The organism is Streptomyces capillispiralis, assembly GCF_007829875.1.
Classification (GTDB): Bacteria; Actinomycetota; Actinomycetes; order Streptomycetales; family Streptomycetaceae; genus Streptomyces; species Streptomyces capillispiralis.
On sequence record NZ_VIWV01000001.1, the window covers coordinates 753,328 to 766,686 of the forward strand.

The following is a 13,359-nucleotide window of genomic DNA, read 5'->3' on the forward strand; positions in this document are numbered from 1 at the left end:
CTGCGCCGGTTGACAAAACGGAGCAGCGCTCCGGATACTAAATGGAGCAACGCTCCGCTTCAGGTTAGTCGAAGCGGCACACCTCTGACCACCTCGCCCTTCGCCGGTCGCGGGAGACCGGCGGGCAGCAGGTGCCACCGAAAGGGAACCCCTCATCATGAGCACATCCACCACCACCGGCGCCGGCCCCCTGGGCGCACCGGCCCCGGTCCTGTCCTACAGCCCCGTGGTCCTCTCCGTACCCGGACGTCCCGTCGACCTCGAGGTGCGGGTCTCCGCGCCGGCGACCGGAACGGACCTCCCCGTCATCCTCCTCTCCCACGGCCACGGCCCCTCGAACCACCTCTCCTCGCTCCACGGCTACGCACCGCTCGTCGACGTCTGGGCCGCCCACGGATTCGTGGTCGTCCAGCCGACCCACCTCACCTCCAGGACGCTGAGCCACCTGGTCGCCGACGCCCCCGGAGCGCCGTTCTTCTGGCGCTCGCGCTCCGAGGACATGTCGCACATCCTCGACCGGCTCGACGTGATCGAGAAGGCCGTGCCGCTGCTCGCCGGGCGGATCGACCACACCCGGGTCGCGGTCGCCGGGCACTCGTTCGGCGGCTTCACCTCCAGCCTCCTGCTCGGCGCCCGGGTCACCGACCCCGACGAGGGGGGAACGGTGAGCCTCCGCGACCCCCGGATCACGGCGGGCGTGCTGCTCGCCGCACCCGGCAGGGGTGACGTCCTGAACGGACCCATGGCCGACTCGCTGCCGATCTTCCGGACCATCGACTTCTCCACGATGACCACGCCCGCGCTGGTCGTCGCCGGCGACGAGGACGACTCCCGGCACTTCACGGACAGGGGGCCGGACTGGCACGTCGACCCCTACACCCTGGCCCCCGGGCCCAAGAGCCTGCTCACCCTGTTCGGCGCGGAGCACGGGCTCGGCGGGATCGCCGGATACGACGCCGCCGAGACCACCGACGAGAACCCCGGACGGGTCGCCGCCCTCGCCCGGCTCACGGCGGCCTACCTCCGTACCCGACTCCGTCCCGGCGACCCCACCTGGCAGGCCATGTGCGAGGCTCTGGCGGCCGACCCCGATCCGGTGGGACGGGTCACCTCCAAGTAGGCCCGCTCAGTGGAGGCAGAGGCAGAACGGGTGGCCGGCCGGGTCCGCGTACACGCGCCAGTTGGTCCCCGGGCGGATCTGGTCCGTCCGCTCCAGCACGGTCGCGCCGAGGGCGAGCGCCCGCTTCTCCTCGCCGTCGAGATCGTCCACGTCGAAGTCCAGGTGCAGTTGCTGCGGGCGCTCCTGACCGGGCCATTCGGGCGGTCGGTAGCCGTCCACCCGCTGGCAGGCCAGCGGTGTCCCCTCGAACCCGTGCACCTCGACCCAGTCGGGATCCTCCGGGTGCGGGACCGCCCGGCCACCGAGCAGATCCGCGTAGAACCGCGCGAGCCGTACCGGATCGGCGCAGTCGAGCGCGACCGCCTGCATCTTCCGAATCACTTCCGCCACTCCTCGCTCTCCGGCCGCTTCCGCGGCCCCCGTACGGGAGGGTCGTACCCGTCGCCGGGGCGGGCATGCCCGGCGGTGCGCCGGACCGCCGCCGGGACGGGACGCGGATCAGGGCAGCGGTCGTCCGGGGGTGCGGCGCTGTGCCGGTGACAGGGTGTAGAGGTCGAGGATGTCCGGCAGGGGCGCGATGCCGGGGCCTCCCGCGCGGACCCAGGCGGCGATGTCCTCGGTGGCGTCCGGGTCGTTGACCAGCCCCAGCCACACCGGCCGGCCACCGGCGGCACGGCCCTCGGTGGAGGGCTGTACGACGACGACGTTGGCCTGCTCGCAGACGTCGAGGCAGTCGGAGACCCGTACCGGTGCCGCCTCGCGCAGACGGTCCGTCTGGGCCGTGTGGTCGACGCCGGTCACCTTGGGGCTGCCGCAGCAGCAGTCCCGGCACACGACGATGCGGCACGGCACCGAACCGGTCGTCACCTCACCGGTGTCCGTGCCGCGGGCCACCGGTCCGCCGGCCAACGGTCCGCCGGCCAACGGTCCGCCGGCCACGGTTCCGTCGGTCATCGTTCCGTCGGTCATCGTTCCGTCGGTCATCCGGGCGTCCGGCGTTGCTCCGGGCTGTGGCGCGGGCATGGGGCGCCGCTCCTCTCTCCGGGGAGATCCGCCCCGGTGGTCCGTCGAGGAGGCGACCGCGTGAGTCTCCTGGCTCTCGGGTCGATGCTCGTCCCGGCCTTCCCGCCGGTGCCCCGGGCGGTGGCGCGTCGGGATCCGCTCGCCGATCACAGTGGCGGGACCGCGCCGGATTCGCACCGGCTTCCTCGTCCGCCGTCGCCCTGTCGCCCGACATCCTCCCATCACGGGCTCCGGCCGCACCACCGGGCCTCCACCGCGTCGGCGGCGTCCGGCGGCCTCGGCGGCCCGTCCCATACGGACGTGGAGCCGGGCGAGTTGGTGCTTCGCCCGGGTGCCGGACGGGTCGGTGAGGACGGCGTGGTCGAGGAGGGTCACGGCGAAGCGCAGGTAGGGGGCGGTTCCCGTGCGGGAACCGCCCCCCTTCGTGCGTCTCACCTCACGGTGCGAGGACGGAGACGACGTGTTCGACCTGCGGCGGTGCGGCGAAGTGCGGTCCGGCCAGGGCCCGCCAGCGGGCGAAGCCCTCGGAGGCGCGGAAGGTGACGATGTGGTGCTCGACCGTCTCCCACCGGACCGTCAGCCGGTAGCGGGAGGGGTGTTCGACACTGCGGAGCAGGTCGACCCCGTGGCAGCCGTCGGCCGCGAGGAAGTGCGGCACCGCCTCGGCGACGGCCCGCTCGAACTCCTCCTCCTGGCCCGGGCGGATCTCGATCCGGGCGATCTCGGTGATCACGGTGGTGCTGCTCTCCTGCTTCTCGGGGCGTCGGGGCGTCGGGGTGCTGTGGTGCGGTTCAGTCGCGGGGCTCGGCCGCGGCCCTGGCGTGCTCGGCGTCGACGCGCGCGGTGACGCCGGTCTCCACGAGGGTGCGGGTGGCGTCGACGGAGGCGTAGATCCACAGGATCCGCATCGGCTCGGTGGCGGAGGCGTTGCGGAAGCGGTGGGGCGTGCCGGCGGGGACGTAGGTGGTGTCGAAGCGGGTCACGCGGTGCTCGGTGCCGTCGATCTCGACGATGGCGTCGCCTTCGAGGATGGTGACGCTCTCCGGGCAGTTGTGGGTGTGCAGGGCGATGCCGGCGCCGCCCTCGAAGAGGGTCTGGCCGGTGAGGAAGACCTCGGCGCCGACGGCCCGGGTGACCAGGGGGATGGTGCGGGCGCCGCCGCCCCGGCTGAACGCGGTCAGTTCGGCGGGCCGCAGGACGGCGGGCGGGAAGGAGGCGAAGCAGGGCTCGTCGGTGGGGCAGTTCACGCTGTGTTCTCCAGGTAGCGGGGTGGTCAGGCGGCCGGGCCGATCCAGACGGTCTTGGTGTTGACGAACTCGCGGATGCCCTCGGCGCCGAGTTCCCGGCCGTAGCCGGACCTCTTGATGCCGCCGAAGGGCAGGCGCGGGTCGGAGGCGACCATGCCGTTGACGAAGACGGCACCGGCGTCGAGGACGCGGGTGAGCCGGCGGGCCCGGTCGAGGTCGCCGGTCCACAGGGCGGCGCCGAGGCCGTACTCGGTGCGGTTGGCCAGGGCGATCGCCTCGTCGGCGTCGGCGACGCGGGTGATGGCGGCGACGGGTCCGAAGGTCTCCTCGTCGAAGGCGGCCATGCCGGGGCGGACGTGGTCGAGGACGGTGGGCGGGTAGTGGCAGCCGGGGCCGTCCGGCACCTCGCCGCCGAGGGCGAGGACGGCACCGGCGTCGACGCTGCGCCGCACCTGGTCGTGCAGCGTGTCGCGGAGGTTCGCGCGGGCCATGGGGCCGATCGCGGTCTCCGGGTCGGTCGGGTCGCCGGTCCTCAGGGCCGCCGCCGCGGCGGTGAACGCCGCCACGAACCGGTCGGCCACGGCCTCCTCGACGATGAACCGCTTGGCGTTGACGCAGGACTGTCCGGCGTTGGTGTACCGGGCCCTGACCGCGGTGGCGGCGGCCGCCTCGACGTCGGCGTCGGCGAGGACGACGAACGGGTCGGAGCCGCCGAGTTCGAGGACCTGCTTCTTCAGTACGGCCGCGGCCTGGGCGGCGACGATCGCGCCGACCTCGGTGGACCCGGTGAGGGTGACCGCGGCGACGCGCGGGTCGGCGATGAGGCCGGCCACCTGGTCCACCTCGATCAACAGGGTCCGGCACAGGCCCTCGGGGGCGCCCGCCGCGCGGACGACCTCCTCGACGGCGAGGGCGCACTGCGGCACGTTGTTGGCGTGCTTGAGCAGGGCGCCGTTGCCGGCGGCCAGGGCGGGGGCGGCGAAGCGGAAGAACTGCCAGAACGGGTAGTTCCACGGCATCACCGCGAGGACCACGCCCAACGGGTCGTAGACGACGGCGCTTTCGGCGGCGTCGGAGGCGACCGGCCGGTCGGCGAGCTGCTCCGGAGCGTGTTCGGCGTAGTACTCGCAGGTCAGGGCGCACTTGTCGATCTCGGCACGGGCCTCGGTGATCGGCTTGCCCATCTCGGCGGTGATCAGCGCCGCGTAGGTGTCCCGGCCCTCGCGCAGGACGCGCGCCATCTCCCGCAGCAGCGGCGTGCGCTCGGTGATGTCACGCCGGCGCCAGGCGGCCTGGGCCTCGGCCGCGGCGTCGAGGACGCCGTCGACCTCCTGCGGCGACTGGGGGCTGTAGCGGGCGAGTTCGGTGCCGGTGGCCGGGTCGGTGGAAAGGATCATGAGGGTGTTTCTCCGGTGTGCTCGGGGTTTCCGTGCGGGGGCGCCGCTCAGGTGACGCTGATGGCGCCGGTGACGACGGCGAAGACGATGTAGGCGAGGGAGACGGGGACGCCCCAGCGCAGGGCGAGCTTCTGGAAGTCGCCGAGTTCGGCCTTGACCAGTCCGAGCAGGACCCACAGGGGTGCGCTGGTCGGGCCCATGCTGTGGAGGATCTGGCCGATGGCGCCGGCGCGCGCGACCTGGTTGGCGTCGATGCCGTAGTGGGCGGCGGACTCGGCGAGGACGGGGACGACGCCGAACCAGTAGGCGTCGTTCGACATGAAGAAGCCGAGCGGGAGGGCGAGGACCGCGGTGAACAGCGGGATGGTGCTGCCCCAGGACTCCGGGACGATCGCCAGGGCCGCGTCCGCCATCGCCTTGATCATGCCGGAGTCGGTCATGATGCCGGTAAAGACGCCGGCGGCCAGGACGAGGATCATCACCGGGACGGCGTTGGCGGCCTGGCGCTTGATGAGGTCCTGCTGGTCGCCGATGGCGCGGATGTTGACGAGCAGCGCGATGACGAAGGCGACCATGAAGAGCACCAGCAGGTCGGCTACTTCGAGGATGAGCAGCACCATCAGCAGCAGGGTCAGGGCGGCGTTGAACCACAGGCGCCAGTCGGCCTTGACCGGTTCGAACGCCTCGCCGGAGGCGATCTCCAGCTTGTAGGCGGCGAGCTTCTCCGGGTCGATGGTGCGGCGCTCGCGCAGGCCGAGCCAGTAGGCGACGGCGATGATGGCCAGGCTGGTGAGGGCCATGGGGCCGATCATGTGGACGAAGTACTCGGTGGCGCTCAGGTGCAGGACGCTGATGCCCCGGGTGGCGGCGCCGCCCCAGGGGGTGGTGCCGGAGATGGTGCCGAGCGCCATGGTGGCGAGCGTGGCGAGGACGAGGGGGTTCATGCCCAGGCGCCGGTAGATGGGCAGGAACGCGGAGCAGATGATCATGTAGCTGGTGGTGCCGTCGCCGTCCAGGGCGACGAGCAGGGCGAGTACGGCGGTGCCTACGACGATCTTGACCGGGTCGCCCTTGGACAGGCGGATGATGGCCTGGCAGACCGGCTCGAAGAGCTTGACCTCCATCATCAGGCCGAAGTAGAGGACGGCGAAGAGGAGCAGGGCCGCGGTGGGCGCGACGGTGTCCAGACCGTTCATGATCATGTCGCCGAGCTTCGCGCCCTTGCCCGCGACGAGGGCGGCGGCGATCGGGGTGAGCATGATGGCGGTGAACGCGGAGAGGTGCTTCCGCATCACGAGCAGCATGAAGCTGCCCAGGGTGGCGAAGCCGAGGACGGCGAGCATCGTTGCTCCTTGGGGCAGGGCTGTCGGCCGCCGGTCGGACGGCGGCGCGGGACGCGTGGGGATCAGTGCCTGTCGGTTCGGGGGGTGACCGGCAGCGCACGCGTGGCCGTCCCCGGCTCGTGCGTGGGATGGGTCATGGTGCGTGCGGCTCCTGTACGGCGGTTCGGCGGGCGCACGGTCGCGGCGGGCGGCGGCCCGGTGGGGGCGGTCAGGAGTGCGCCTGACATGGCGGGGAGGTGGCTCGGTCCTCCGGGACGGCTGCTCCGGGAGGGGGCGGCTCCACCCACCACAGGACCGGACAACCGGTTTACCGGATTGCCGGTAGGTAACTAGAATCCAGCCATCGCGTCAATACCGAAGTGAGGAATTCGATGGCCGAACTCGCCAGAATCACCGTCGAGCCGCGCGAGCCGCTGGCCTCGGAGGTCTCCCGCCGCCTGATCGACTACCTGATGTCCGGCGAGGTCCAGCCCGGCGAGCGCATCCCGTCGGAGCGGCGGCTGACCGAGATGCTGGGGGTGAACCGGCCGACCGTGCGCGAGGCGATCAAGTCGCTCGGCTTCCTCGGCCTGCTGGAGATCCGCCAGTCCAGCGGGACGTACTTCCGCGGCGCGGACTCCGACGTGCTCTACCGCCTGTTCGAACTGGGGCTGGTGCTGGGCGAGCAGGGCGCCCGGGACATGGTGCAGGCCCGGGCGGAGCTGGAGGTGATCGTCGCCGGCCTGGCCGCGCAGGCGCGTGACGAGGCGGGCGTCGAGCTGCTGCGGGCCCGGCTGACGGCGATGCGGGAGTGCCCGGACGAGGAGTTCCCCGAGGCGGACACCGCCTTCCACGCGGCCCTCGGCGAACTGGCCGGCAACACGGTGCTGCGGGACATGCTCAAGGGCATGCGGGCGATGATCCAGCGCGGCTGGGTGGAGCGCACCGGCACCGTCCGCTCCCGCGAGGTGGCCTACGACGACCACGTCCCGGTCTACGAGGCGGTCGCCGCCGGTGACCCCGAGGCCGCCCGGGCGGCGATGGCCCGCCACATGGAGGGCGCGTCCCGCCGCCTGATGCAGGCCCTGGAACAGCGGGAGGCGTAGACGGGGGGCGGCTGCGGTCGGCCCCTGGGGGCTGTGGGCGGCTGGCGCCTAGGGGCCGGGGGCGGCTGGCGCCGGGGGCGGCGGGGTGGCGCCTGGGGTGGCGGGGGCGGCCGAGGCGCGGTGAGGCGCCGGGATGCGGCGGAGCGCCGGGGGGCGTTCGAGGCGCAGTAGGGCGCCGGGCACGGCAGGACATCGGGGGCCCGGGGCTCGGCAGGGCCGCCGGGGTTGGCCGTCGCCGAGGCGCGGCGGGGCGTCGTCGCCGAGGGAGGCCGAAAGCGAGGCACGGCAGGACACCACGGGCCGGACAAAGCCCGGACGCGGCAGGGCGCCGTAAGGCGGGCCGCCTGCGACGACCGGCGGCCCCCTTGCGGAAGTCACCCGGCCCCTACGGGAGTCACCGGCGGGCGGTGACCGCCCATGGAAGCCGCCGGACCCCCGGGCCGCCGACGCGGGCCGATGGCCGCCTACGGAAGCCGCCGGGCCACCCACCGGGGTCCATGGCCACCTAGGGTGCCCAGCAGGCCGCCCCTGAAGTGCCCGGCGGACCGCCACCTACGGCGCCCAGCACGCCGCCCCCGCGGCCCCCAGCGCGTCCTCACCAGCACAACCGGTTGACCGGTTGACCGGTCGGGCCTACAGTGGCGGCGCGGCAACGCGACGAAACGCTGCCGTCCCCCATCCCGGGCCCGTTCCCTGCTGTCATCGAGCGTTCGCACGCCGACCGGAGCGGACCCGCGGTCGGGACCCTTGCCGGTCCCCTCCTACCGGAAGAGGAAGAAACCCGGTGATCGAACCCCATCCCCTGGTCGCCATGATCCACGCCGTGCCCGCCGCGCAGCGCACCGCCGAGGCGGCGTTCGCGCGGGAGTTCCCGCAGGCCACGGTCTGGAACGTGCTGGACGACCGCCTGCTGGACGACGCCCGCGCGGCCGGCGGTCTCACCGACGCGCTGCGCCGGCGCATGCTCCGTCTGATCGGGCACGTACTGGACGGCGGTGCCCGGGCCCTGCTGCTGACCTGCTCCTCCTACGGGGAGGTCGTGGACACCGCCCGCGTGCTGTGGAACGTGCCCGTCCTGAAGTCCGACGAGGCGATGTTCCAGGCCGCCCTGGCCGGCCCGTACCGGCGCATCGCCGTCGTCGCCTCCACCGCGCCCGCCGTCCCGGCCGCCGTCGCCCAGCTGGAGGCGCTCGTCCCGCAGGTCCGCCCGGACCGTCCGCTGGACATCGTGACCGCCCTCAGCGAGGAGGCGGCCACGGCCGACGACCCCGACGCGGCCGCCCGCCACCTGGCCGACGCCCTGCGCGCCGCCGGCGGCACCGACGTGGACGCGGTGCTGCTCGCGCAGTACTCGCTCACCCCGGCGGGCGACGCCCTCGCCGCCCTGGCGGGGGTGCCGGTGCTGGACGGGGCCGGCGCCGCCGCCCGGGAACTGCGCGGCCTGCTCACCTCCCCCGGGGGACGCACCGCGGCAGTCGCCCCGTGACCGCCGCGCTGCCCTGGCCGCTCGCCTACACCGTCTCCGGCGACGACTGCGCCGCACCCGTGCCGCTCGGCTACGCCGCGCCGCTCGCCGAAGCCGTCCGCCACCTGGCCGAGCTGGGCTACCACGGCGTGGAGGTGCAGGTGCGGGAGAGCGGCGCGCACGCCGCCGAGGCGCTGGCCCGCACCGTCGAGGCGGCCGGTCTGCAGGTCCTGGGCATCGGCACCGGGCCGGTCGCCGCGCAGGACCGCCTGACGCTGACCGACCCGTCGCCGGACGTGCGCCGGCACGCCCTGTCCCGGCTGTCGGGCGCGGCCCGGCTGGCCGGCGCACTCGGCGTGCCGGTCACCCTCGGGCAGACCCGCGGCACCTTCCTGCCGGGACTGGAGGACGTCCAGCGCGCGTGGGCCGAGCGTTCCGTGCGGCAGCTGGCCGAGGAGGCGGCCGACCACGGCAGCCGCCTGCTGCTGGAACCGCAGTCGCGCGCCAACACCTCGCTGTGGCACACCCCGGAGGAAGCCCTCGCCGTCGTCGGCTCGCTCGACGCTCCGGCCGGGCTGGTGCTGGACACCCACCACCTGGACGCCGAGGGTGTCGACGCCGTACGGGCCGTCGCGGACCACGCCCGTGTCACCGGCTGCCTGCAACTCGCCGCACCCGGCACCAGGGGCCCGCTGGCCACGGGCGACCAGCGGCTCCCCGCGCTGCTCACGGCGTTGCGCTCGGGCGGCTTCACCGGCTGGCTGACCCTGGAACACACCCAGGACGGCGACAGCCGCGCGGCCGCCGCCCGCTCCCGCGCCGCGCTCACCACCGCGGCGGCCGGCCCGACCTGACCCGTCCCCCTCCCCCCGACTCCCCACCCCTGTTCTGAGAGGAACCCGCACCATGAGCTCCACCACCTACCGCCGCGGCGTCCTCGAGGGCGACGGCATCGGCCCCGAGATCGTCCCGTCCGCCGTCGAGATCGCCACCGCCGCCGCCCGGACGGCCGGCGTCTCCGTCGACTGGGTGACCCTGCCGCTGTGCGCCACCGCGATCGAGACCCACGGCACCCCGGTCCCCGAGGAGACCAAGGAAGCCCTGGCCGGCCTGGACGGCTGGTACCTCGGCCCGCACGACTCCGTCAGCTACCCCGAGCCGCACAAGTCCGCCCTCAACCCCTCGGGCACCCTGCGCAAGCACTTCCGGCTCTTCGCCAACATCCGCCCCGCCAAGAGCTTCCCCGGCGCGAAGGCCGTCTGCGACGACGCCGACCTGGTCATCGTCCGTGAGAACACCGAGGGCTTCTACGCCGACCGCAACACCTTCGCCGGCACCGGCGAGTTCATGCCCACCCCGGACACCGCGATCATGCTGGGCATCATCACCCGGGAGGCCACCGAGCGCGTCGCCCGCGTCGCCTTCGACCTGGCCCGCTCGCGCCGCAAGAAGCTGACCATCGTCCACAAGGCCAACGTCCTCAAGCTGACCACCGGCCTGTTCCGCACCGTCTGCCAGGAAGTCGCCGCCGACTACCCGGACGTGACGGTGGACGACTTCCACATCGACGCCATGACCGTGCATCTGGTGCGCCGCGCCCAGGACTTCGACGTCATCGTCACCGAGAACATGTTCGGCGACATCCTCTCCGACCTGGCCGGCGAGATCTCCGGCTCGCTGGGCACCGCCCCGTCCATCAACGCCTCCGCCACCACCGCCATGGCGCAGGCCTCGCACGGCTCCGCCCCCGACATCGCGGGACGGAACATCGCCAACCCGGTCGCCATGATCCTCTCGGGCGCGATGCTCTTCGAGTGGCTGGCCGCCCAGCACGGCGACGACGCCCTGGCCACGGTCGCGAAGGTCATCGAGAAGGGCGTGGCGGACGCGATCGCCTCCGGCACCTCCACCCGCGACCTCGGCGGCTCCGCCACCACCACCGAGTTCACCGCCGCCGTCATCGAGGCCATCGGCACCGGCTCCGGCCGGTAGCACTCCCCCGGTCGTCCGGGGCGGGCGGCCCCTCCGCGCTCCCGGCTCCACCCGAGCAGGAGGGATCCCCCGATGGCCGCCCGCCCCGGATCCGATGAGCCGCACCACGCACAGCCCGAGGAGAGACCCCGACCATGACCCTGCGCATCGGCTGCACAGCCGACGACTTCACCGGCGGCACCGATGTCGCCGCCGCCTTCCGGCGGGCCGGTCTGCGCACCGCCCTGGTCTTCGGCACCCCCGACGACACCACCGCGCTCCCGGCCGACTGCGATGCCGCCGTGGTCGCCCTCAAGTCCCGGTCCACGCCCGCCGAGGAGGCCGTCGCCGACTCCCTCGCCGCCCAGCGCTGGCTGTGGGCGAAGGGCGCGGCACAGGTCTACTTCAAGTACTGCTCCACCTTCGACTCCACCCCGCGGGGCAACATCGGGCCGGTCACCGACGCCCTCATGGACGCCGCGGGCGCCACGGTCACCCTGCACTGCCCGGCCTCCCCACCCAACGGCCGCACCGTCTACCAAGGTCACCTGTTCGTCCACGACCAGCTGCTGTCCGACTCCCCACTGCGCCACCACCCCCTCACCCCCATGACGGACCCGTCCCTGGTGCGCCTGCTGTCCGCGCAGACCCGTCACCGGGTGGGCCTGGTCGACTGGACCACCGTGCGCCGTGGGGTCGAGGCCGTGCGCGACGCCGTGACCGCGCACCAGCAGGACGGTGTCCGGCACGTCGTCGCCGACGCGCTCACCGACGAGGACCTCGCCGTGCTCGGCGCCGCCGCCCTCGAACTGCCGGTCGTTGCCGGTGCCGCGGGCCTGGCCGAAGGGCTCGGGCACGCCTACCCCGCCACCGGACCGGCCGCCGCCGAGCCGTGGCCGCGCGCGGGCCGCGCCGCCGTCCTGGCCGGCAGCTGCTCGGCCCGCACCCTGGAGCAGATCGCCCAGTTCTACGCCGCGGGCCTGCCCTGCCTCCACCTCGACGTCCTCGCGGCCACCGCCGGCCGGGACGTCACCGGCGAGGCGCTGGCCTGGTACGACGAACAGGACCCCGCCCTCCCCGTCCTCGTCTACGCCTCCGCCTCACCGGAGGAACTGGCCGCCGTCCAGGCACAGTTGGGGGTCGCGGAAGCCGCCGCCCGGGTGGAGGAACTGCTCGGCGCCCTCGCCTCCCACCTGGTGGGACGCGGCGTGCGCAGACTGCTCGTCGCGGGCGGGGAGACCTCCGGCGCCGTCACCACCGCGCTCGGGATCCGCGCCGTCCTGGTCGGCGAGGAGGCCGACCCCGGCGTGCCCTGGACGTACGCCACCACCGGACACGGCGAGCTGGCCCTGATGCTGAAGTCCGGGAACTTCGGCGCCCCCGACCTGTTCACCCGGGCCCTGCGCACCGACACCGAGGAAGCCAAGTGACCTCCTACACCGACGAGTCGGCCGCCCGCACCCTGATCGTGCGCACCGCCCGCTCCCTGTTCGGCCGCGGCCTCACCCACGGCTCCACCGGCAACCTGTCCGTCCGTCTGGCCGACGGCAGTCTGCTCCTCACCCCGACCGGGTCCAGCCTGGGCACGGTCGAGGAGGCCGAGCTGTCCCGCACCGGCCCGGACGGCCGCCACCTGGACGGCCCGCGTCCCACCAAGGAGGCGTTCCTGCACGCCGCCTTCTACCGGTCCCGGCCCGGCGCCCAGGCGGTCGTCCATCTGCACTCCACCCACGCCGCCGCCGTCTCCTGCCTCGACGGACTCGACCCCGCCAACGCTCTTCCGCCGCTCACCGCCTACTACGCGATGCGCGTCGGCACCCTGCCCCTGCTGCCCTACCACGCCCCCGGCGACGACGCGTTGGAGCCGCTCGCCGAGCGGACGGCCCGCTCCCACCACGCCGTCCTCCTCGCCAACCACGGTCCCGTCGTCGCCGGCGCCTCCCTGGAGCAGGCCGCCGACGCGATCGAGGAACTGGAGGAGACCGCCAGGCTGCACCTCCTCCTGCGGGGACACGCCACACGTCCCCTCACCCCCGAACAGGCTGCCGCGCTCGCGCCCGCATCCCCCTGACGGCCGGACCAGGGCCGGCGCGGCAGCCCCCGACGAAGGAACCCACAGCGAAGGAACCCACCATGCCCGAGACCGTCACCCCGGTCCCCACCGCCGACCTCGTCGACCGCTACGGCACCGAACTGCGCGTCTGCGACGTGCAGTTCCGTCAGTTCGGCGGCCACCGCGGTTTCGCCGGCCGGGTGCGCACGGTGTCCTGCCACGAGGACAACGGCCTGCTCCGTGACCTGCTGCGCACCCCGGGCGACGGCGCCGTCCTCGTCGTCGACGGCGGCGGCTCCCTGCGCACCGCCCTGGTCGGCGACCTCATCGCGGGCGCCGCCCAGGACAACGGCTGGGCCGGCCTCGTCCTCCACGGCGCCGTCCGCGACAGCGCCGCCCTCGCGGATCTCCGGCTCGGCGTGAAGGCGCTGGGCACCATCCCGCGCAAGAGCGCCAAGACCGGCACGGGCTCCGTCGACGCCCCCGTCACCTTCGGCGGCATCACCTTCCACCCCGGCGACATCCTCCACGCCGACGACGACGGCATCGCCCTCCTGCCCACCCCCAGTTGACCCCACCGGCACGGAGAGTCCGGGCGCGTTCGCCGCCGACGGGGTCGCGGCGGGCGCCCGGAGCCGCACCACTTCGAGGTCAT

The 13,359-nt window shown here is 73.9% G+C and carries 14 protein-coding genes and 1 riboswitch; of the genes, 8 read left to right on the plus strand and 6 right to left on the minus strand.

The window, feature by feature from the left end; genetic code table 11:
- Nucleotides 1-157 precede the first annotated feature (157 nt).
- On the plus strand, nucleotides 158-1,120 hold the full coding sequence (locus FHX78_RS02850; protein ID WP_145865882.1) for an alpha/beta hydrolase family protein: 963 nt from the start codon (nucleotides 158-160) through the stop codon (nucleotides 1,118-1,120).
- Nucleotides 1,121-1,126: 6 nt separating this feature from the next.
- Here the strand turns inward: FHX78_RS02850 and FHX78_RS02855 are convergent, their stop codons facing one another.
- The 6 genes from FHX78_RS02855 to FHX78_RS02880 all read right to left on the minus strand — a co-directional run bounded on the left by FHX78_RS02855 (nucleotide 1,127) and on the right by FHX78_RS02880 (nucleotide 6,130).
- Entirely contained in the window at nucleotides 1,127-1,501 is a 375-nt protein-coding gene (locus FHX78_RS02855; protein WP_145865883.1) for a VOC family protein, read from the minus strand.
- Nucleotides 1,502-1,618: 117 nt separating this feature from the next.
- Nucleotides 1,619-1,972 carry a (2Fe-2S) ferredoxin domain-containing protein gene (locus FHX78_RS02860; protein WP_244403718.1) on the minus strand — a complete coding sequence of 118 codons (354 nt, stop codon included), beginning with the start codon at nucleotides 1,970-1,972 and terminating at the stop codon, nucleotides 1,619-1,621.
- A 234-nt stretch (nucleotides 1,973-2,206) separates the two neighbouring features.
- Nucleotides 2,207-2,329: riboswitch (cobalamin riboswitch) on the minus strand.
- A 250-nt stretch (nucleotides 2,330-2,579) separates the two neighbouring features.
- Nucleotides 2,580-2,876, minus strand: coding sequence for an antibiotic biosynthesis monooxygenase family protein (locus tag FHX78_RS02865; protein WP_145865884.1), 297 nt, complete (start codon nucleotides 2,874-2,876; stop codon nucleotides 2,580-2,582).
- Nucleotides 2,877-2,934: 58 nt separating this feature from the next.
- Nucleotides 2,935-3,390: a cupin domain-containing protein gene (locus FHX78_RS02870; RefSeq protein WP_145865885.1), complete on the minus strand. Its 456-nt coding sequence runs from the start codon at nucleotides 3,388-3,390 to the stop codon at nucleotides 2,935-2,937.
- A gap of 26 nt (nucleotides 3,391-3,416) precedes the next feature.
- Complete coding sequence (locus FHX78_RS02875) at nucleotides 3,417-4,787, minus strand: NAD-dependent succinate-semialdehyde dehydrogenase (protein ID WP_145865886.1); 1,371 nt, start codon at nucleotides 4,785-4,787, stop codon at nucleotides 3,417-3,419.
- A 47-nt stretch (nucleotides 4,788-4,834) separates the two neighbouring features.
- Entirely contained in the window at nucleotides 4,835-6,130 is a 1,296-nt protein-coding gene (locus tag FHX78_RS02880) for a CitMHS family transporter (protein ID WP_145865887.1), read from the minus strand.
- Between the two features lie 371 nt (nucleotides 6,131-6,501).
- Between FHX78_RS02880 and FHX78_RS02885 the strand changes: the two genes are divergently transcribed.
- The 7 genes from FHX78_RS02885 to rraA all read left to right on the plus strand — a co-directional run bounded on the left by FHX78_RS02885 (nucleotide 6,502) and on the right by rraA (nucleotide 13,276).
- Nucleotides 6,502-7,215 (plus strand): FadR/GntR family transcriptional regulator, encoded by a 714-nt coding sequence (locus FHX78_RS02885; RefSeq protein WP_167531662.1) that lies wholly within the window; start codon nucleotides 6,502-6,504, stop codon nucleotides 7,213-7,215.
- A gap of 784 nt (nucleotides 7,216-7,999) precedes the next feature.
- A complete protein-coding gene (locus FHX78_RS02895; RefSeq protein ID WP_145865890.1) occupies nucleotides 8,000-8,701 on the plus strand; it encodes an aspartate/glutamate racemase family protein in 702 nt (233 codons plus the stop codon).
- On the plus strand, nucleotides 8,698-9,534 hold the full coding sequence (locus tag FHX78_RS02900) for a sugar phosphate isomerase/epimerase family protein (protein ID WP_145865891.1): 837 nt from the start codon (nucleotides 8,698-8,700) through the stop codon (nucleotides 9,532-9,534). Before FHX78_RS02895 ends, FHX78_RS02900 begins: the two co-directional genes overlap by 4 nt.
- A 52-nt stretch (nucleotides 9,535-9,586) precedes the next feature.
- The gene (locus FHX78_RS02905) at nucleotides 9,587-10,672 is read left to right on the plus strand and encodes an isocitrate/isopropylmalate dehydrogenase family protein (RefSeq protein ID WP_167531663.1); all 1,086 of its coding nucleotides are present in this window, start codon (nucleotides 9,587-9,589) and stop codon (nucleotides 10,670-10,672) included.
- Nucleotides 10,673-10,806: 134 nt separating this feature from the next.
- A complete protein-coding gene (gene otnK, locus FHX78_RS02910; protein WP_145865893.1) occupies nucleotides 10,807-12,081 on the plus strand; it encodes a 3-oxo-tetronate kinase in 1,275 nt (424 codons plus the stop codon).
- On the plus strand, nucleotides 12,078-12,722 hold the full coding sequence (gene otnC / locus FHX78_RS02915) for a 3-oxo-tetronate 4-phosphate decarboxylase (protein WP_145865894.1): 645 nt from the start codon (nucleotides 12,078-12,080) through the stop codon (nucleotides 12,720-12,722). The genes otnK and otnC overlap by 4 nt, the downstream gene beginning before the upstream one ends.
- Nucleotides 12,723-12,784: 62 nt before the next feature.
- The gene (rraA, locus tag FHX78_RS02920; RefSeq protein ID WP_145865895.1) at nucleotides 12,785-13,276 is read left to right on the plus strand and encodes a ribonuclease E activity regulator RraA; all 492 of its coding nucleotides are present in this window, start codon (nucleotides 12,785-12,787) and stop codon (nucleotides 13,274-13,276) included.
- The last annotated feature ends 83 nt before the right edge of the window (nucleotides 13,277-13,359 follow it).

What these genes read in the sequence shown, in the direction of transcription:
- FHX78_RS02850 (WP_145865882.1), top strand. Translation starts at nt 158, where the DNA reads ATGAGCACATCCACCACCACCGGCGCCGGCCCCCTGGGCGCACCGGCC.
- FHX78_RS02875 (WP_145865886.1), bottom strand. Translation starts at nt 4,787, where the DNA reads ATGATCCTTTCCACCGACCCGGCCACCGGCACCGAACTCGCCCGCTAC.
- FHX78_RS02880 (WP_145865887.1), bottom strand. Translation starts at nt 6,130, where the DNA reads ATGCTCGCCGTCCTCGGCTTCGCCACCCTGGGCAGCTTCATGCTGCTC.
- FHX78_RS02885 (WP_167531662.1), top strand. Translation starts at nt 6,502, where the DNA reads ATGGCCGAACTCGCCAGAATCACCGTCGAGCCGCGCGAGCCGCTGGCC.
- FHX78_RS02905 (WP_167531663.1), top strand. Translation starts at nt 9,587, where the DNA reads ATGAGCTCCACCACCTACCGCCGCGGCGTCCTCGAGGGCGACGGCATC.
- otnK (WP_145865893.1), top strand. Translation starts at nt 10,807, where the DNA reads ATGACCCTGCGCATCGGCTGCACAGCCGACGACTTCACCGGCGGCACC.
- rraA (WP_145865895.1), top strand. Translation starts at nt 12,785, where the DNA reads ATGCCCGAGACCGTCACCCCGGTCCCCACCGCCGACCTCGTCGACCGC.